General features: G+C 70.1%; 20 protein-coding genes and 1 tRNA gene. 8 read left to right on the plus strand and 13 right to left on the minus strand.

The window, feature by feature from the left end; genetic code table 11:
- Positions 1-4: 4 nt before the first annotated feature.
- Both JOE64_RS07895 and JOE64_RS07900 read right to left on the minus strand, forming a co-directional pair.
- A complete protein-coding gene (locus tag JOE64_RS07895) occupies positions 5-1048 on the minus strand; it encodes a tRNA (adenine-N1)-methyltransferase (protein ID WP_204963746.1) in 1044 nt (347 codons plus the stop codon).
- Positions 1045-1782 (minus strand): HAD family hydrolase, encoded by a 738-nt coding sequence (locus JOE64_RS07900; RefSeq protein WP_204963747.1) that lies wholly within the window; start codon positions 1780-1782, stop codon positions 1045-1047. The genes JOE64_RS07895 and JOE64_RS07900 overlap by 4 nt, the downstream gene beginning before the upstream one ends.
- Positions 1783-1867: 85 nt before the next feature.
- Between JOE64_RS07900 and JOE64_RS07905 the strand changes: the two genes are divergently transcribed.
- Positions 1868-2782, plus strand: a complete 915-nt coding sequence (locus tag JOE64_RS07905) for a proteasome assembly chaperone family protein (RefSeq protein ID WP_204963748.1) — start codon at positions 1868-1870, stop codon at positions 2780-2782.
- A 78-nt stretch (positions 2783-2860) separates the two neighbouring features.
- Here JOE64_RS07905 and JOE64_RS07910 read toward each other — a convergent pair whose 3' ends face one another.
- The 5 genes from JOE64_RS07910 to JOE64_RS07930 all read right to left on the minus strand — a co-directional run bounded on the left by JOE64_RS07910 (position 2861) and on the right by JOE64_RS07930 (position 8480).
- Complete coding sequence (locus JOE64_RS07910) at positions 2861-3694, minus strand: undecaprenyl-diphosphate phosphatase (RefSeq protein ID WP_204963749.1); 834 nt, start codon at positions 3692-3694, stop codon at positions 2861-2863.
- A gap of 10 nt (positions 3695-3704) precedes the next feature.
- Complete coding sequence (locus JOE64_RS07915; protein ID WP_204963750.1) at positions 3705-5051, minus strand: M20/M25/M40 family metallo-hydrolase; 1347 nt, start codon at positions 5049-5051, stop codon at positions 3705-3707.
- 122 nt (positions 5052-5173) lie between these two features.
- Positions 5174-5258, minus strand: a tRNA-Leu gene (locus JOE64_RS07920).
- Between the two features lie 70 nt (positions 5259-5328).
- Positions 5329-6417, minus strand: a complete 1089-nt coding sequence (locus tag JOE64_RS07925) for a VIT1/CCC1 transporter family protein (protein WP_204963751.1) — start codon at positions 6415-6417, stop codon at positions 5329-5331.
- Positions 6418-6617: 200 nt separating this feature from the next.
- Positions 6618-8480: a DEAD/DEAH box helicase gene (locus JOE64_RS07930; protein WP_204963752.1), complete on the minus strand. Its 1863-nt coding sequence runs from the start codon at positions 8478-8480 to the stop codon at positions 6618-6620.
- A 102-nt stretch (positions 8481-8582) separates the two neighbouring features.
- On the opposite strand from JOE64_RS07930, the gene JOE64_RS07935 reads away from it, so the two are divergent.
- Positions 8583-9455 carry an SGNH/GDSL hydrolase family protein gene (locus JOE64_RS07935; protein WP_204963753.1) on the plus strand — a complete coding sequence of 291 codons (873 nt, stop codon included), beginning with the start codon at positions 8583-8585 and terminating at the stop codon, positions 9453-9455.
- 49 nt (positions 9456-9504) lie between these two features.
- Here the strand turns inward: JOE64_RS07935 and JOE64_RS07940 are convergent, their stop codons facing one another.
- On the minus strand, positions 9505-10329 hold the full coding sequence (locus tag JOE64_RS07940; protein ID WP_204965012.1) for a TrmH family RNA methyltransferase: 825 nt from the start codon (positions 10327-10329) through the stop codon (positions 9505-9507).
- Positions 10330-10389: 60 nt separating this feature from the next.
- Here JOE64_RS07940 and JOE64_RS07945 point away from each other — a divergent pair, with 60 nt between their 5' ends.
- Positions 10390-11262, plus strand: a complete 873-nt coding sequence (locus JOE64_RS07945) for a Sir2 family NAD-dependent protein deacetylase (RefSeq protein WP_204963754.1) — start codon at positions 10390-10392, stop codon at positions 11260-11262.
- Positions 11263-11334: 72 nt separating this feature from the next.
- Positions 11335-11949 (plus strand): histidine phosphatase family protein, encoded by a 615-nt coding sequence (locus JOE64_RS07950; protein ID WP_204963755.1) that lies wholly within the window; start codon positions 11335-11337, stop codon positions 11947-11949.
- Between the two features lie 41 nt (positions 11950-11990).
- Here JOE64_RS07950 and JOE64_RS07955 read toward each other — a convergent pair whose 3' ends face one another.
- Positions 11991-12800, minus strand: coding sequence for an HpcH/HpaI aldolase/citrate lyase family protein (locus JOE64_RS07955; protein WP_204963756.1), 810 nt, complete (start codon positions 12798-12800; stop codon positions 11991-11993).
- A gap of 228 nt (positions 12801-13028) precedes the next feature.
- Here JOE64_RS07955 and JOE64_RS07960 point away from each other — a divergent pair, with 228 nt between their 5' ends.
- Together JOE64_RS07960 and JOE64_RS07965 are read left to right on the plus strand one after the other, a co-directional pair.
- Positions 13029-13649, plus strand: coding sequence for a TetR/AcrR family transcriptional regulator (locus tag JOE64_RS07960; RefSeq protein ID WP_271202541.1), 621 nt, complete (start codon positions 13029-13031; stop codon positions 13647-13649).
- Between the two features lie 60 nt (positions 13650-13709).
- Positions 13710-14183, plus strand: a complete 474-nt coding sequence (locus JOE64_RS07965) for an Lrp/AsnC family transcriptional regulator (RefSeq protein ID WP_204963757.1) — start codon at positions 13710-13712, stop codon at positions 14181-14183.
- Here the strand turns inward: JOE64_RS07965 and JOE64_RS07970 are convergent.
- Positions 14131-15153, minus strand: coding sequence for an EamA family transporter (locus tag JOE64_RS07970; protein ID WP_271202540.1), 1023 nt, complete (start codon positions 15151-15153; stop codon positions 14131-14133). The two genes, JOE64_RS07965 and JOE64_RS07970, sit on opposite strands and share 53 nt — an antisense overlap.
- A gap of 92 nt (positions 15154-15245) precedes the next feature.
- Here JOE64_RS07970 and JOE64_RS07975 point away from each other — a divergent pair, with 92 nt between their 5' ends.
- On the plus strand, positions 15246-15806 hold the full coding sequence (locus tag JOE64_RS07975; RefSeq protein ID WP_204963759.1) for a CGNR zinc finger domain-containing protein: 561 nt from the start codon (positions 15246-15248) through the stop codon (positions 15804-15806).
- Here the strand turns inward: JOE64_RS07975 and JOE64_RS07980 are convergent.
- Complete coding sequence (locus tag JOE64_RS07980) at positions 15766-16665, minus strand: alpha/beta fold hydrolase (RefSeq protein ID WP_204963760.1); 900 nt, start codon at positions 16663-16665, stop codon at positions 15766-15768. The two genes, JOE64_RS07975 and JOE64_RS07980, sit on opposite strands and share 41 nt — an antisense overlap.
- A gap of 66 nt (positions 16666-16731) precedes the next feature.
- On the opposite strand from JOE64_RS07980, the gene JOE64_RS07985 reads away from it, so the two are divergent.
- Entirely contained in the window at positions 16732-17511 is a 780-nt protein-coding gene (locus tag JOE64_RS07985; RefSeq protein WP_204963761.1) for an exonuclease domain-containing protein, read from the plus strand.
- Positions 17512-17562: 51 nt separating this feature from the next.
- Here the strand turns inward: JOE64_RS07985 and JOE64_RS07990 are convergent, their stop codons facing one another.
- Together JOE64_RS07990 and JOE64_RS07995 are read right to left on the minus strand one after the other, a co-directional pair.
- Entirely contained in the window at positions 17563-17814 is a 252-nt protein-coding gene (locus JOE64_RS07990; RefSeq protein ID WP_204963762.1) for a type B 50S ribosomal protein L31, read from the minus strand.
- Between the two features lie 138 nt (positions 17815-17952).
- Positions 17953-18744, minus strand: a complete 792-nt coding sequence (locus JOE64_RS07995; protein WP_204963763.1) for an ABC transporter ATP-binding protein — start codon at positions 18742-18744, stop codon at positions 17953-17955.
- Positions 18745-18750 lie beyond the last annotated feature (6 nt).

Genomic DNA, 18750 nt, shown 5'->3' on the forward strand with positions numbered 1-18750 from the left:
CGGATCAGTCTACGTCGCCGGTCGCGTCTGCCTCGTCGCTCGTGACGGCATCCGCGGTGTCGCCGGCGGCGATGCGCGCTCCGCTCACGGCGCGCTGCGCTTCGCGCACTCGTTTGCGGAGGTTCTTGTCGGTGATCTCCCGATCGCCGACCGCACCCGGAGTCCAGATCTCGACGTCGTCGTCCGCGTAGCTCGGCTTCTTCAGGGCGCGCTTGCGCACGTCGGGAGGCATGGCCCCCGGCGCGAGGCGCCGCGCCGTCACGAGGAATCCCGTGTGCGCGACCATGCGGTGATCGGGCCGCACCGCAAGTCCCTCGACATGCCAGCCGCGCACCATCGTCTCGTTGGCCTCGGGCTCGGCGAACAGCCCGGTGCCTCGGACGTACTCCGCCACGCGGCTCAGCTGGGTCGCGGTGGCGACGTAGCAGATCACCACGCCGCCGGGCGTGAGGACGTCGGCGACGGCATCGATGCACTCCCACGGTGCCAGCATGTCGAGCACGACCCGATCGACCGACGCGGGCGCAACCTGCCCCGGAAGCTCTTCGACCAGGTCGCCGACGACGACCGTCCAGTTCTCCGGCTCGTGCCCGAGGAACGTCTCGACGTTCGCGCGCGCCACGTCGGCGAATTCCTCGCGGCGTTCGAACGAATGGAGGCGCCCGGCCGGACCGATCGCACGCAGCAGCCAGAGGGCGAGCGCCCCGGAGCCGACACCGGCTTCGACGACGGTCGCGCCGGGGAAGATGTCGGCGGATGCCACGATCTGCGCCGCATCCTTGGGGTAGACGATCGCCGCGCCGCGGGGCATCGACATCACGAAGTCCCGCAGCAGCGGACGCAGCGCCAGGTACTCGTGTCCGCCGGAGTTCGTCACGACGGATCCGTCGGGCTTGCCGATGATCTCGGTGTGCCGCAGGACCCCGTGGTGCGTGTGCAGTTCCCCGTTCTCGCGCAGGGTGACGGTGTGCAGGCGCCCCTTCGGGCCGGTGAGCTGGACGCGATCGCCGAGGCGGAACGGCCCGCTGGGCCGCAGGTCGGTGGTCATCGGGAGCCTTTCGTGCCGTGCGTCGCGAAGACCTCGGCGATGTCGGAGGGGGTGCGGCCGGCGAGCGTCGGCCAGAGCTGGTGGGCGCCGGAGTCGGTGAGCGGCACCATGAGCGGAACACCGATCGTGGTGACACCGGCGGCGACCGCCGCCCGCACCCCGGTCGGCGAGTCTTCGATCGCGACGGCGCGCGCGGGGTCGACGCCCAGCGCGGCACACGCCTGCAGATAGGCGTCGGGGAACGGCTTCGGGCGGGCGACATCATCGCCGGCGACGATGTGCGCGAAGGTGCCGACCGGAAGCGCGGCGACCACGGCGCGCGCCATGTCGCGCAACGACATGGTGACCAGGGCGCAGGGGATCTGCGCGGCGACCAGGTCGGCGAGCATCTCGGCGGCCCCGGGACGCAACGGCAGAGGACCCGCGCTCAGGTCGCGCGTGACCTGAGCAGAAAGATGCGCGACGATCTCTCCGGCAGCCATGCGCACGCCGGCGGCCTGCAGGATGCCCGCAGAGGTCTCGAGACCCTGCCCGACGAGGGTGAGTGCCTGCTCGTGCGTCCAGGTGCCGCCGTGCGCCTCGACGAGTGCCGTCTCGGCCGCCATCCAGTACGGTTCGGTGTCGACGAGCGTGCCGTCCATGTCCCAGAGGATGGCGTCGGGAACGGCCTGGGCCACCGCGTCGGTGCGGGCCGCCGACTCCGTACGGGCATGGTCGGCAGGCGCTGTGGTCATCGCTCCATGCTAGGGCGTCGTCTGCCCGCGACCCTCGGCCGACGCGTATCGTGGGGGGAACGGTTCACGGACGGTGAGGAGCGGTGTGGACGAACTGGGTCGGCGCGTACTGGTGGTCGCTTTCGACGGATGGAACGACGCCGGGGAGGCCGCCTCGGCCGCCGTGTCGCACATCCGCGAATCCGGCGCGTATCGCGAGGCCTTCGGCGTCGACCCCGAGCTGTACTTCGACTACCAGTACACACGCCCCCAGGTGCGCCTCGAAGCCGACGGCTCACGGCGACTCGTCTGGCCCGATGCGACCCTGTGGAGGCCGCTGCATCCCGCGCCGGCCGTGGGCGTCGGGGACGACACGACGGAGGGCACGCGCCTCTGGCTGCTGTCGGGGTTCGAGCCTGCTCGCGCCTGGCAGGCCTTCGTCGCGGAGCTCATAGACGCGGCGCTGCGCGAAGACATCACCGGCATCGTGGCGCTCGGATCGATGATGTCGGATGTCCCGCACACGCGCCCGATCTCGGTGTTCGCGGGCAGCGAGAACGACGCCCTGCGCGCCGCACTCGACCTCGAGAAGCCCACGTACGAGGGGCCGGCGGGGATTCTGACCGTCCTGGCAACGGCGGCCGAAGCCGCCGGCATCCCGTGCGCAGCTCTGTGGGCGAGCGTGCCGCACTACGTCGCCGGGCACACGCCCTCGCCCAAGGCGACCCTCGCACTGCTGGACCGCCTCACCGAGCTCACCGGCGCGGTGGTGCCGCGCGGTGAGCTGCCCGCGGAGTCCCTCGCGTGGGAGGCATCCATCGATGCGGCCGCATCGGACGACGAGGAGATGACCGACTACATCCACCAGCTCGAGCAGACCCGCGACACATGGGACTCCCCCGAGGCATCGGGAGACGCCATCGCCCAGGAGTTCGAGCGATACCTCCGCCGCGGCGGCGACGGACCTCGCGGATTCGGGCACGGCCCGGGACCCGGATCGGAAGGTCCACGTCGGTCCTGATACGATGGTCAGCTCCGACGCAGACGAACAGCAAGGGCCGAGGCGACCGAACGCCCCGGCCCTTCACTGTCCGACGACTCAGTAGGCCTGCAGCACACCGAAGCTCAGCAGCACGATGAGCACGAGGCCGAGGACCAGACGGTAGAGCACGAAGGGCAGGAAGCTGCCGCGCTTGAGGTAACGCATCAGGAACGCGATGACCGCGAGGCCGACGCCGAAGGCCACGACCGTCGCGACGCCCGTCTCGAACATGGTGTACACCTGCTCGCCCGGATCCTTGATCGCCTTGATGAGCTCGTACAGGCCGCTTCCGAACACGGCCGGCACCGCGAGCAGGAAGGCGACCTCGGCTGCTGCGGGGCGGGTGTAGCCGAGGGCGAGGCCCATCGTGGTGGTCGCGCCGGAACGCGAGACACCGGGGATCAGCGCCAGCATCTGGGCGAGACCGAGAGCGAGACCGTGGCCGTACGTGAGGTCGCGCTCGGTGCGGATGCGGCGCCCGAGAGCATCCGCCGCCCCCAGCAGCAGTCCGAACACGATGAGCACGATCGCCACGAGCCAGAGGTTTCGGAACGTCCCGCGGATGATGTCCTGGAAGAGGTAGCCGGCAATGCCGATCGGGATCGTTCCGATGATCACGATCCAGCCCATGCGGGCGTCGGCGTCGTTGCGCGCCACCTTCCCCGTGAGCGATCCGAACCATCGCGAGATGATGCGGACGATCCTGCTCCAGAAGTACACGAGCACCGCCAACTCGGTGCCGATCTGGGTGATGGCGGTGAAGGTGGCGCCGGGATCCTCGGCGGACGGCAGGAACTCTCCCATGATGCGCAGGTGAGCGCTGGAAGAGACGGGGAGGAACTCGGTGAGTCCCTGGACCAATCCCAGGATGATCGCCTCGAAAAGGTGCATGGGGGGCCTTTCAGTACGTGCGGATCAGATCGGTGAGCACGCGCTGCCCGAAGACCAACGCGTCGATGGGGACGCGTTCGTCCACTCCATGGAACATACCGGTGAAATCCAGCTCCGACGGAAGCCGCAGCGGGGCGAACCCGTAGCCGGCGATCCCGAGCTCTGCGAGGGCCTTGTTGTCGGTGCCGCCGCCCATGAGGTACGGGACGACGGGAACACCGGGGTCGTGACGATCGAGCGCTCCGACCATCGCCTCGACCAGCGCGCCCGAGAACGGCACCTCCAGCCCGATGTCGCGGTGCGCGATCTCGATGGCGACATCGTCGCCGACGATGCGCTGGATCTCCGCGAGCACGCGATCCTCCTGGCCGGGGAGCGTGCGCACGTCGATCGCGGCCGTCGCGGCATCCGGGATCACGTTGTGCTTGTACCCGGCCTCGAGCCCGGTGGGGTTGGTCGTCGTGCGGAAGGTGGAGCGTAGGAACCCCGCGGCGGGGCCCGTCGCCGCGGCGATCGCGTCGGGGTCCGTGGCGGCGGCGGGCGATGTCTCGTCCGAGCCGCACAGCGCGGCGAGACCAGCGACGGTCTGCCGCGTGGTGTCGGTCAGTTCGATCGGCCAGGCGGTGCGTCCGAGCGCGGCGACGGCCTCTGCCAGGCGCGTGACCGCGTTGTCGGGGTGGAATCGGCTGCCATGCCCGGCGATTCCGCGGGCCCGCAGCCGCATCCAGATCAGCGCCTTCTCCCCTACTTGCAGCAGATACGCCCGGCTGTCGGCGACCGGGATCGAGTATCCGCCCACCTCGCTGATCGCCTCGGTGGCGCCCGCGAACCACTCCGGACGGTCGCGCGCGACCAGCTGCGAGCCTTCCACGCCCCCGTTCTCTTCGTCGGCGAAGAAGACCAGGACGAGATCCCGTTCAGGACGCTCGCCCGCTCGCAGCAGGTCGGCGACGGATGCCAGGATCATGGCATCCATGTCTTTCATGTCGACGGCGCCGCGCCCCCACAGCATGCCGTCGCGCACGACGCCGGCGAAGGGATCCACGCTCCAGTCCTCCGCGACGGCGGGAACCACGTCGAGGTGGCCGTGCAGGACGAGCGCCGGCTTCGAGCTGTCGCGACCGGGCACCCTTGCCATCACATTCGTGCGGCGCGGAATCGGCTCGTAGTACTCCGGTTCGAGTCCGAGCGAGGTCAGGAATGCGCCGACGTACTCGGCCGCCTCGCGCTCACCGCGCGAGCGACCCTCGCCGTGATTCGTGGTGTCGAAGCGGATGAGGTCGCGGGCGATGCGAGCGACCTCGGGCAGATCCTCGAGCAGGGCGTCGGCGTCGGATGAAGCGGGGCTGTGAACCATGGCATCCACGCTAGCCGTCTCGGAAGGGGCCGTTCGCGCCGAACGTCCTCCGGTGACGCGGCGCCTTGGGGTCGACGCGTCGGAAACGGGAAAAGGGCCCCTTTCGGGACCCTTTTCCACTGTGCGCGAGGGGGGACTTGAACCCCCACGCCCTATACGGGCACTAGCACCTCAAGCTAGCGCGTCTACCTATTCCGCCACCCGCGCAGGTGGTGTTTTTCGGTTTTGCAACCGAGGAACGACACTACCACGTCTGCGGCGGAACCTGGAATCGGCCTCACCCGGCAGAGACGCCGAAGAGCATTCCGAGCACGTAGGTGACCGCGGCGGCGCCGAAGCCGATCGCGAGCTGGCGCAGTCCACGCCGCAGCGGCGGAGCACCGGAGAGCAGACCCACCATCGCGCCCGTGCCCACGAGGGCGGTGCCCACGAGGAGGAGCGCGAGGACGACCGCAGCGAGTCCGCTCAGTCCGAACAGCCACGGGATCACCGGGATGATCGCGCCCGATGCGAAGAAGAGGAAGCTCGATCCCGCGGCGCCGAGCGCGCTGCCGACGGTCTCGTGCTCGGCCGAGTTCTGCGGCTCGCGGGCGTAGGGCCGGGATCGATCGGATGCCTGAGCCTCGCTCACGACGCGACGTGCGGCCGCGAGCGCCTGCTCGGGGTCAAGCCCTCGGGTGCGGTAGACGAGCGCGAGCTCGTTCTCGTCGAGGTCGAGATCGGGAAGGCCGGCGTCGGCGAAGTTGCTCGGCTCCGTGGCATCCAGCAGTTCGCGCTGCGAACGCACCGACACGTACTCGCCCGCTCCCATCGAAAGGGCGCCCGCGAGCAGACCGGCGATGCCGCTGAACAGCACGAACTGCGGCGCGACACCCGTCGCACCGATGCCCATCACGAGTGCGAGGTTCGAGACGAGACCGTCGTTCGCGCCGAACACCGCCGCGCGGAACGTTCCCGACAGACGGCGGCGTCCCCGTGCCGCGAGGCCACGGACGACTTCGTGGTGCACCATCTCGTCGGCGACCATCCGCGGGGTTGCGAACGGCTCGTCCGCGTAGGGCGAGCGCGCCTCGGCGTTCTGCGCCAGCGCGAGCACGAAGATCGACCCGAACCTGCGTGCCATCCATCCGAGCATGCGCGACTCGGCGCTCGGCGACGGCATACGGTCGGGCTCTCCGCCGAGCAGCTCCAGCCAGTGAGCCTCGTGGCGCCCTTCGGCCTCGGCGAGGGCGAGCAGGATCTCGCGCTCCTCACCGTCGCGGCGCCGCGCGAGATCGCGGTACACCTGCGCTTCGGCGCGTTCGTCGGCCAGGTAGCGCGCCCAGCGGCGGCGGTCTCTCGCGGTGGGTTCGGCAGTCGCAGTCACGGGCGTCCACGTTATCCGGGCGCGCGTGCCGTCCGCCGCCTCAGGCCCGGATTGCCAGCATTTCGGGGTTCCGAACCACACCCCCGCCGGGGCCCGCGAGACCTCCCGTATGTACCGCAACACGCCGCGAAAGCGTACCGAGGCGAGGTCTCGCGGGGACTCCGACGCGCGACACGCCCCGCCGACAGCGGGTCGGCGGCTCAGGAGTGGACGCGGCGGCGCAGCACCTCGATGCGCGCCTGCAGCTGCGCGACCGTCGCGCGGGCGACCTCGGGGCCCCCGCAGATGCGGCGGAGCTCGGCATGCACGAGTCCGTGCGCTTCCCCGCTCTGACGGGCATACACGCCCACCAGGCTGTTGAGAAGCTGGCGCTGCTCGCGCAGCGTGCGATGCAGCGCGGGGGGCAGCCCGGCATCCATCGCGCCGTCGGCTGCGGCCGATTCCACACCACCGGCCTCTGCTCCGGAGCTCTCTCGGGCTTCGCGCACGCGTCGCAGGCGCCCCTGGCGCGCCTGACGCTGCATCAGCAACTCGTGCACGTGCTCGGGTTCGAGCAGTCCGGGCAGCCCGAGGAACTCCTCCTCCTCGGGCGTTCCCGGAACGGCGAGCTGGCCGAACTCCTTGCCGTCGTAGAGCACCCGGTCGAAGTGGGCGACCGACCCGAGCGCCTGGTACGAGAACTCCTGCTCCAGTTCGTCCGAGGCTTTGTCCTCGCGCTCGGCCTCGGCCAACAGCGTGTCTTCGAGTCCGTCATCGTCCCCGGACTCGCGGTCGAGCGCATGGTCGCGCTCGCGCTCCATCTCCCCGGCGAGCGTCAGCAGCACCGGCACGTTCGGGAGGAACACCGATGCTGCTTCACCCCGGCGTCGCGCCCGCACGAATCGGCCGATCGCCTGGGCGAAGAACAGCGGCGTCGAGGCGCTCGTGGCGTAGACGCCCACAGCGAGGCGCGGCACGTCGACCCCTTCGGAGACCATGCGCACCGCGACCATCCACCGCGTCGTCGACTGCGCGAACGTCTCGATCCGTCCGGAGGCGGCCTTGTCGTCGGAGAGCACGACCGCCGGAGCCTCCCCGGTGATCTCCCGGAGGATCGCGGCGTAGGCGCGCGCGGCGGTCTGATCCGTCGCGATGACGAGTCCGCCGGCATCCGGCACGTCCTGCCGCACCTCGCTCAGGCGCCGGTCCGCGCTGCGCAGGACCGCGGGGATCCAGTCCCCCTCGGGATCGAGTGCGGTGCGCCAGGCCTGCGAGGTGACGTCCTTCGTGTTGTCCTGGCCGAGATGGGCCTCGAGCTCGTCACCCGCCTTCGTGCGCCAGCGCATCTTGCCGGCATAGACGAGGAAGAGCACCGGGCGCACGACACCGTCGGCGAGGGCGCGCCCGTAGCCGTAGTTGTAGTCCGTCCGCGACAGGCGGATGCCCTTATCGTTCGGGTGGTACTCCACGAACGGGATCGGCGCGGTGTCGCTGCGGAAGGGCGTGCCCGACAGCAACAGCCTGCGCGTCGCGCGTCCGTACGCCTCACGCAGGGCATCGCCCCAGCTGAGCGCATCGCCGCCGTGGTGCACCTCGTCGAGCACCACGAGCGTGCGGGCGTCGTCGACGAGGTGCCGATGGACGGATGCCTTCACCGCGACCTGCGCGTACGTGACGGCCACCCCGTGGTACTGCCGTGCGTGCATCCGCTGCCGGTTGCTGAAACGCGGGTCCAGGCGGATGCCGACGCGCGCCGCCGCGTCGGCCCACTGCGTCTTCAGGTGCTCGGTCGGGGCGACGACCACGATCCGCTCGACCACGCCACGGCGAAGGAGCTCGGAGGCGAGGCGGAGCGCGAACGTCGTCTTTCCGGCGCCGGGTGTGGCAGCCGCGAGAAAATCGCGCGGGCCGCGGCCGACGCCCTCGGGCCCGTCCGCACCGAAGTAGACCTCGAGAGCCTCGGCCTGCCAGGCACGAAGGTTCTGCGCCGTTCCCCACGGCGCGCGCTGCGGGAACGAGGGCGACAGATGCTCCGCGGCGAAGCTGCCGAAGTGCTCCTGCCCCTGCTCGTCGGTCCCATCCACGATGGACCACCCTAAACGAGACCTCCCCCACCGGTGCCCGGATCGGTGCCTCGAGCGGCGTCCGCGGGTAGCCTCGAAGAGACCACGAGTCTGGAGAAGGCCATGCGCAGGAACGACCCCACGCCCGACGAGCACCGTTCGCCGTACATCCCCAACGACGCCGCCCACCCCTGGCGGCGGATGGTCGCGATCGGCGACTCGTTCACGGAGGGTATCGGCGATCCCATCCCCGGTACGGCCGACGGACACCGCGGCTGGGCGGATCGCGTCGCCGAGGTGCTCGGCGGCCAGGTGGAGGACTTCGCGTACGCGAACCTCGCCGTCCGCGGAAAGCTGATCGGTCAGATCGTCGCCGATCAGGTCGAGCCCGCCCTGGCGCTGAGCCCGGACCTCATCACGTTCTCGGCCGGAGGCAACGACGTCATCCGGCCCGGCGGCGACCCCGACGCGGTGGCGGAGCAGTTCGAGGATGCCGTGGCGCGTCTGAGCTCACAGGGCGCGACCGTCGTGGTGTTCACGGGTGTCGACACCGAGTTCACGCCCGTCTTCCGCGGCATCCGCGGCCGAGTGGCGATCTACAACGAGAACATCCGTGCCATCGCCGATCGGTACGACTGCATCGTCGCCGACCAGTGGGCGCTGAAGGAGGTGCAGGACATGCGCTTCTTCGATGACGACCGCCTGCACTACAACGCGCTGGGACACCACGAGATCGCGCGCATGGTGCTGCGCGCGCTGAACGTGCCCAATGACCTGCAGCCGCTCCAGCCCGACCCGCTGCCGACACTCACCTGGCGCGAGGCGCGTGGCAACGACCTGGTGTGGGCGCGCGCGCATCTCGTTCCGTGGGTGTTGCGGCGTCTGCGTCACCAGTCATCGGGAGACCACGTCACGGCCAAGCGACCCGACGCCTTGCCGGTGATCGTGGAGGCTCCGGCAGGGGACCGCACGGCGGGCCCGGGGACGATCGTCTGACGGCACTCGCCTGCGTGCAGGTGAGGGACGGGACCGTGGCGACCGTCTGTCAGGAGGCCGGGCGCAGCGCCCACAGGGCGACCGCCGCGGCGGACGCGACGTTGAGCGAGTCCACTCCCCCGGACATCGGAATCGTGACGACCGTGTCGGCGGATGCCAGGGCGCGCGCCGACAGTCCGTCGCCCTCGGACCCGAGCACCAGGGCCACCTGCGCCGGACGCGCGGCCACGAAATCATCGAGCGGGACGGCTCCGTCGGCGAGGGCCAGCGCGGCGACGTGCAGGCCCGAGGCATGCAGTGTCTCGAGGCTGCGGCTCCACGCGCCGCGACCGCCCTCGTCGTCCTCGGGAAGCCGTGTCCACGGCACCTGGAACACCGTCCCCATGCTCACGCGCACGCTGCGACGGTACAGCGGGTCGGCGCAGCGCGGGGTCACCAGGACGGCGTCGGCGCCGAGACCCGCTGCAGCGCGGAAGGCGGCTCCCACGTTGGTGTGGTCGACGATGTCTTCGAGGACGAGCACGAGGCGCGCGCCGGCCACCACCTCGGCGACGGAGGGCAGCGTCGGCCGGTGCATCGCCGCGAGCGCCCCGCGGTGCACGGTGTATCCGGTGACGCCGGCGGCGACCTCGTCGGAGACGAGATAGATCGGCGCTTCGGGCGCGAGGGTCCGGGCGTCCTCGAGCCACTTCTCCTGCACGAGGACGGAGCGCGGGACGTGCCCGGCGGCGACGGCGCGCGCGATGACCTTCGCCGATTCGGCGATGTACAGCCCCTCGGCCGGCTCGGTCCGCCGTCGCAGGGCGACGTCGGTCAGGTCTCGATAGTCCGACAGGCGGGCATCCGACGGATCGTCGATCCTCACGACAGGCATGACCGTCATGCTCGCACGCTTCGTAACCTGCCCGAAAACGAACGCGCGTAGGCTCGGCATATGACCACGGCGCTGGCGTTGGACGCACAGACGGCCGCGGGCGTCGGCCGTGCGATCGATGCTCTCGCCGGACGGCGTATCGCCGTGCTGACCGGGGCCGGCGTATCGACCGATTCGGGCATCCCCGACTACCGCGGTAAAGGGGCGCCCACGCGCACCCCGATGACAGCCCAGCAGTTCCTCTCCAGCGACGTCGCGCGCGGGCGCTACTGGGTCGGCAGTCACCTCGGGTGGCGCGCGTTCGCCGCGTCACGGCCCAACGGGGGCCATGACGCTCTGGCAGTGCTCGAGCGCGCGGGCGTCGTGACCGGCGTCGTCACCCAGAACGTCGACGGTCTGCACCTGCGCGCCGGCAGCAGCCGCGTCGTCGAGCTTCACGGCACGATGCGCCGGGTGCTGTGCACGCACTGCGGTCAGGTGTTCGATCGTCGCGACCTCGCGGAGCGCATCGAACGCGACAACCCGTGGATCGCGGTCCCGGATGCTGTGGAGCTGGGCCCGGACGGCGACGTCTTGCCGGCCTCGAGCGACGGGTTCGTGATCCCCTCGTGCAGCATCTGCGAGGGTGTCCTGAAGCCCGATGTCGTGTTCTTCGGCGAGTACATCCCGCTCGTCCGCTTCCGCGAGGCGGAGCAGGTCCTGGCATCCAGCGACGCGCTGCTCATCGCGGGATCGTCGCTCGTCGTGAACTCCGGCATCCGTCTGCTGGAACGGGCCCGTCGGCGCCGGTTGCCGATCGTGATCGTGAACCGCGGTGAGACCCGCGGCGACGCACGAGCGACGGTGAAGGTGGACGCGGGCACCACGGAGGTCCTGCGCTCGTTCGCCGATGCGCTCACCGCATCCTCCGGCGCCCTGCCCGGGCCGCGCTGACCCCGTTCGGCGTCCTGACGGCTCTTCCTTTCCTGGACCGTGGGCGCCGCGGCGGAGCTTTAGGCTCGAGAGGTGACAACGCTGCTTCTGGTGCGCCATGGCGAGACCGACTGGAATGCCACACGGCGCATCCAGGGGTCGACCGACATCCCCCTGAACGACACCGGTCGTGCGCAGGCCCACGAGACCGCCGCCGCTCTCGCCGCGCGGTACGCGGGCGAGAGTCCGGTCGTCGTCTCGAGCGATCTGTCGCGAGCACGCGAGACCGCGGGGATCATCGCCGCAGCTCTCGGTGTGCCCGTCTCACGCACGTACCCGCAGTTGCGCGAGCGCGCGTACGGTCAGGCGGAAGGTCTGACCGACGTCGAGTACCGCGAGCGTTTCGGCGACTTCGGCCGCGACAACGTCCCCGACGCCGAGACGAACGGACACCTGCGTACCCGAGCCGTCGCCGGAGTCCGCCGCGCGGTGCGCGATGCACGGCGCGACCATGCGCCGATCGACGTGCCCGTGATCGCTGTCGCGCATGGGGGTCTGATCGGGCAGCTCATCCGGCATGCGAGCGGCGACGCGCTGCCGTTGCCGGGCGAGCGGCTGGCGAACGCATCGACGCATGAGTTCCGGGTCGAGCGTGATCGGATCGGTCTGATCTCGTACGCGGCCGTCACGACCGCTCGCGCGGTGTGACCGGCTGACCCCTCTGAGGCTTTGCGGGACGCAGGGCCGGGTCAGGCCTCGGCGCGTGAGATCACGGTGCGCGCATGGCGCAGCACGGGTTCGTCGACCATGCGCCCCTCGAAGCGGAACGCTCCCCGCTCCCCCGTCGCCGCCGCGAGCAGTCGTCGCGACCGGGCGACGGTGCCCGCATCGGGTCGGTAGGCGGCTCTGATCGTGGCGACCTGGGCGGGGTGGATGCAGGCGGATGCCTGAAAGCCGCTGGCCGCGGCATCCTCCGCCTCGTGCCGAAGACCCACGTCGTCGGCGATGTCGACGTGGACGGCATCGATGGCGGCGATGCCGTGCGCGGCGGCGGCGAGCAGCAGGCGCGACCGGGCGTGCCGGACGACATCGCGATAGCCGCCGTCGGCGCGACGGCTGGACGTGCCCCCGAGAGAGGCGACGAGATCCTCCGAGCCCCAGCCGAGTCCGACCACGTTCGGGGCCGCGGCGACCTTTTCCGCGCGGACGAAGCCGCGCGCGGTTTCGCACTGCGCGATGACCTCGAAACGCGGATCGAGGCGGGCGATGCTCTTGGCCGACTCGGCCTTGGGCACCATGATCAGGCGGAAGTCCGTCTGCGACAGCGTCGCGATGTCGGCGACGGCCTCGGGCGTGTCGATCCCATTGATCCTGACGATCACTCGAGCGGGGTCCAGATGCGCATCGATGAGATATCCGCGCGCGGCGACCTTGTTCGCCGGCGCGACGGCGTCCTCGAGGTCGAGGATCACGGCGTCGGCGCGCTCCGCCGCCTTCTCGAATCGATCCGGACGATCCGCGGGGCAGAACAGGAGCGCGGGGCCGAGAGCGGGGTTCATGCGGGCTCCTCCTGTCGCCGGCCGCGGCTCCGGTCCGGCCGCACTCTCCACGGTACCGCGGTGGCCACCTGGCGACCGCGGAGATTCCACCGGCCCGGAGCCGTGATCGCCGTCGTGTGGGTGACGGTCACGATCGCATCACGGGCCCTCGGGCGCGCTGGCTCAGCCGGCCCGCCGCGGACTATTCTTCCGTCACCCGATGTCCCGAATGCAGCGAGGATGGACCGGATGGCAGCGAGCCCACCGCCGACGATGGCCGCCGAGACGGAGCGCGGCCGGGCGAAGTCCGAGCGCTACGACGCCCTGCGTCGTGAGGCGGCGAGGCTGTTCGCCGAGCACGGATTCGACGGCGTGAGCCTCGAGGACATCGGCGCCGCCGTGGGCATCTCGGGGCCGGGGGTGTATCGCCATTTCACGAGCAAGCGCGCGCTCCTCGGCGCGATCATGCTGCACGCCAGCGAAGACCTCCTCGACTCCGGGCGGGAGGTGCTGGAGGCGGACGCCGACGCCGTGACGCACCTGCGATCGCTCGTCGACTTCCACGTCGACTTCGCCGTGCGCTGCGCGGATCTGATCCGCGTGCACGATCGCGATCTCTCCCGGCTGAGCGACGACGACCGGCATCGGGTACGGCTACTGCAACGCGAGTACGTCGACCTCTGGACGTCCGTCCTCACGCGGCTGCACCCGGGCCGCGGCGACGACGAGCACCGTGTGCGGGCGCATGCCGGCTTCGGCCTCATCAACTCGACCTCCCACTCGATGAGCGCACGGCGCGACGCGTCGCCCGATGCTGCGGTGCGTCGGATTCTCGCCGACATGGCCGTCGCCGCACTGTTGGCCCCCTGAGGTCGCTGCCCGAGGACGCTGGCGCGGAGCGACGGACGTGGCGTGTTGTAGTTTGGCGCTATGGGATCGCTCGACCGTGTCGACCTCGAACTGCTCAGCGCACTGGCGTCCGACCATCGGGCGACTGTCGTGGCTCTCGCCGATCGACTCGGCCTCTCGCGGAACACGGTTCAGGCGCGGATGGCGCGCCTGGAGCGCTCCGGCGTCTTCCAGTCGTTCGAACGGGCCATCTCACCGGCCGCGCTCGGGTACCCGATCGAGGCGATGGTCAGTGCGATCGTGCGCCAGGCCGACGTCGCGAGGATCACCGCGGAGATCTCCGAGATCCCCGAGGTGATCCAGGCGCACGGCATGAGCGGTCAGGTGGATCTGCTCGTGCGCGTCGTCGCCCGCGACACCCAGCATCTCTTCGATGTCGACGCGCGCATTCTCGCGATCGACGGTGTCGAACGCACCGAGACTTCGCTCGTCATGGGCGAGGTCATCGGATTCCGGGTTCGACCGCTCCTGGAATCGGCTCGACGGGAACAGTGAGGGTCTCGTCCTCCCTCGGCGCGAGCCGGACGAGGACGACCCCCGCCAGCAGCACCGCACCGCCGACGACCTGCACGGGGCCGGGTGTCTCGCCCAGCAGCAGCCACGCGAAGCCGAGCGCGAACAGCACCTCGCTGAGGCCGACGAAGGATGCCAGGCGTGAGCCCACTCTCGGCACCGCCATCACTCCCCAGGCGTACCCGAGCGTCGTCGCCACGGCGCCCACCCACAGGATCGACAGGATTCCGGGCACCTCGATCCCGCGGAACGACAGCACGACCTCCGGCGCGGCGAACGGGATGATTCCCGTCACCGCGGTCAGGGCCATCACGGCCGCGCCGACGAGAAGCCCGCCTGAGGCGAGGGCGAGGGGCGGAAGGTCGTCGCCGGTGCGCTCGCTCATGACGAAGTAGACGCACACCGTCGCCGCGGCGCTGAGCGCCATCAGCACGCCGATCGGATCGAAACGCGCCCCCGAGATGTCGACGACGAGCACGAGCCCGGCGATCGCGACCACGGATCCGATCAGCACCAGACGCGAGGGCGCTCGGCGGGTGCGTATCCACACGAAGGCGACGAGCAGCACGGGCGCGAGGTACTGGATCAGAAGCGCGACGGCGACGGGCATCCGTTGCATCGCGGAGAAGAAGAGCATCTGGCATCCCGCGACGGGCACGAGGCCGAACACGAGGAGCGAGCGCGAGTGCCGACGCAGGAAGAACCGTTGCCGCCGCGCGGCGCGCACGAGCGCGGGCGAGAGGATGATCCCCGCGAGCCCCATCCGCACGATCAACGCCGCGGAGAGCGACCACCCGGCCTCGAGCAGCGGCTTGACGAGCGGGCCACTCGACGAGAATGCGAGTGCCGAGCCGACGGCGAGAACGATCCCACCCGCCCGATGATCGACGCGGCGATCCTGCCAGCCCCCGCGGGGTGCGGCGATGACCTCGAGCGGAGCAGTGCGCGTCACCGGCGATCCTTCGCTGCGCATGACAACCGGGTGTCATGAGTGATCGATGTTTACACTGGTGACGGTAGCGCCCGCTGAAGTCAGGAGTCAAGATGGTTTTCATCCATGACACAGAGATGTCACTGCGCGCTGCTGCCGCGCTCGTCAACACCCTCCCCGGGACGGCGGGGGTCGCCACCGACGGCCTGACGACCCAGGCCGACGTCGACGCCTACCTTCGCGAGTTCTCGTACACAGGAACCATCCGGCGCGATGGCGCCGAACTGGATGCCGTGCGCGCGAATCGCCCGCGTCTGCGCGCACTGTGGGACGTCGACCGGCGCGGCGCGGTTCCGCTCGTGAACGCGATGCTCCGAGACGGGCACGCACTGCCCCAACTCGTCCTCCACGACGGCTTCGACTGGCACATCCACGCCACTGAGCCCGAGGCGCCGCTGTCGACGCGGATGCTGGTCGAGGCGGCGATGGCCTTCGTCGACGTCATACGCGCCGATCGATGGGACCGGGTGCGCACCTGCTCAGCGGACGACTGCGACGCGGTGTACGTCGACTTCTCCAAGAACGGGTCGAAGCGCTACTGCGATACCGGCAACTGCGGAAATCGTATGAACGTCATCGCATACCGTCGGCGGAAGGCCGCAGAAACCGCATGATATGAGAGGCGGCCTCGCGCGGCGTCTCGTAGTGGATGAGGTGCCCCACTTCTGCGATCTCGACGAGCTCGGCATCGGGGAAGAGCGTCTGCAGATGCCGCTCGGCCTCGATCGGGGTGATGTCGTCCTTCTCTGCGGCGATCAGGAGCGTCGGCTGGGCGATCTGCGGAGCAAAGCGACGGACATCGTTCGACACCGAGGCGGCGAAGCCCTGGTGCAGCACGTCGCGGTCGCCGAAGAGGGAGAAGTAGGTGTCGTGCTGGTCGTGGATGAATGCCCGCAGGGCCGGGTCGCGGGTCTTCGCCATCGACACGCTCATGATCCGCACGATCAGTCGATTGCGCAGGAGTGCGTCGCCGATCCGGCGCGGCAGCCGCGCGCCCGCCCAGTAGTAGAAGACCGCCAGGCGGGTGAGGATGCCGCGCGGACCTTCCAGGGCGGGTGCGCCGATCGGATTCACCAGGATGACGCGCGGCGTGTCGAGGCCCGCGGATACTGCCGCGGCGACCACGATCGACCCGAACGAATGCCCGAGGATCGGCGCCCCCGGAGCGACCTGACGCGCGAAGTCGGCCAGCCAGTCGGCGTACGTCGTGAGGGTGTGCTCGCGGCCCGGGAGCGGAGCAGTCTCGCCGAAGCCCGGCAGATCCGGCGAGATGACGCGCACCCCGTCGAGGAAGGCGACGACCGGCTCGAGCCCGTGGTGATCGCCGCGGTACCCGTGGACGGCCAGAAGGGTGAGCGGGGCATCCGGCTCGCCGTAGGTCCAGTAGGCGGTGCGACCACCGCTCACCTCCACCTCGTGGCGTTCTCTCCGGATCCGGGACAGCCGGTCGGCATACGGAGAGGGAACGCTCATCCTTCGAGTGTACGAGTCCCGCGTGGCATCGCCGCCGTGTCGGATCCTCGTCATACCGTCGAGGGCATGAACCAGTGGCAGGCGCTCCCGCTGTGGGACGACGAGATCCCATCCGCTGTGGCTGTCGCGTCCGATGTCGAGGTGCTCGCGCCTGCGCAGAGATGCTGGTGGACGGACACCGTGGGCGTCTTCGACCTCGAGACGACCGGTGTCGACGTGGTGTCGGACCGCATCGTGACCGCGCACGTGGGGCTTCTGGGCTCTGACGGAGAGGCCCTTCGCGCACAGTCGTGGCTTGCGGACCCCGGCATCCCGATCCCGGACGGCGCCGCCGCCGTCCACGGCATCACGACCGAGCATGCGCGGGAGCACGGCGCTCCGGCGCCGCTCGTCGTCGCGGAGATCGTCGCCGCCGTTCGCGACCTCTTGGACGCCGGCATCCCGGTCGTCGCATACAACGCGCCCTACGACTTCTCGCTGCTCAAATACGAGGCCCTGCGCCACGGCGTGGCACCTATCGTGGAACCCTCCCCGGTGATCGACCCGCTCGTCCTCGACAAGGCGCACGACCGGTTCCGAAAGGGCAAGCGCACCCTCGAGGCCGTCGCCGCGCACTACGCGGTCCCCCTCGTCGGCGCGCACGATGCCGCCGCCGACGCGATCGCCGCCGGCCGGGTCGCGCTGGCGCTGGGCCGCCGATTCGATATCGACGCGCCCCTCCACGAGCTGCACGCACAGCAGATCGGGTGGGCGAGGGCGCAGGCCGACAGCCTGACCGAGTACTTCATCCGCGTCGGCCGCCTCGACGCGGACGATCGCCTCGACGGCAGCTGGCCGATCCGTTGATCGGGCCACAACGACGAAAGCCCCGCCGAAGCGGGGCTTTCGAGAGGCTGCTTACTTGCTGCCGAAGTTCTTGAAGCGCTGGTTGAACTTCTCGACGCGACCGGCCGAGTCCATGATGCGCTGCTTGCCCGTGTAGAACGGGTGCGATGCCGACGAGATTTCGACGTCGATGACGGGGTAGGTGACGCCGTCGAGCTCGATCGTCTTGTCGCTCGTGACCGTCGAACGGGTCAGGAACGTGTCGCCGGAGCCGAGGTCGCGGAACACGACCGCCGTGTACTCGGGGTGGATGTCAGTCTTCATGAGGTTCCTTACGTGATGCCCTGGATTTTGCCAGAGCGAGGGAAGTCCGGAGTGCGAATGCACCAAAGAGAGATTCTACCATCGCTCGCGCGCAGTTCTGCTCACCGACGTGCGCTGCACGGGCGCGGAAAGCGATGATCAGGGCGCGGTGACGGCACGCGCCGCGTACCGGCCCGCGTCGGACGTCAGCGCGATCGGCATGCCGAACGTGCGCGACAGGTTGTCGGCGGTGAGCGTCTCGGCGACGGGTCCCGCCGCGACCACCGCGCCCGCGCGCAGCAGCAGCACGTGCGTGAACCCGACCGGGATCTCCTCGACGTGATGAGTTACCATGATCATGGCCGGCGTCGTCGGCTCTGCCGCGTACCCGGCGAGCAGCCCGAGCAGCTCCTCACGTGCGCCCAGATCGAGGCTGGCGGTGGGCTCGTCGAGCAGCAGCACCTCGGGATCGGTCATGACGGCCCGCGCGATCTGCACGCGCTTCTGCTCGCCGTCCGAGAGCGTACCGAAGGTACGATCCGCAAGATGCTCGAGCCTCCACTCCGACAGCACGCGTCGCGCACGCTTCTCGTCGATGGCTTCATAGCTCTCGTTCCATCGGCCCAGCACCGAGAACGCGGCCGTGAGAACGACATCCAGCACGGTCTCTTCGGCGGGGATGCGGCGGGCCATCGCCGACGACGCGAAACCGATGCGCGGGCGCAGCTCGAAGACATCGGACCGGCCCAGTTGCTCGTCGAGAACCGTGACGGTCCCCGACGTCGGGTGCAGCAGAGTCGCCGCCAGCTGCAGGATCGTGGTCTTGCCCGCGCCGTTCGGGCCGAGCACGACCCACCGCTGGTCGTCCGAGACCGTCCAGTCCACGTGGTCGAGGATGTTGCGGGCGTTCCGACGCACGACGACGTCGCTGAAATCGAGCACCTGGGGCATGCGCTC

The organism is Microbacterium dextranolyticum, from assembly GCF_016907295.1.
GTDB lineage: Bacteria > Actinomycetota > Actinomycetes > Actinomycetales > Microbacteriaceae > Microbacterium > Microbacterium dextranolyticum.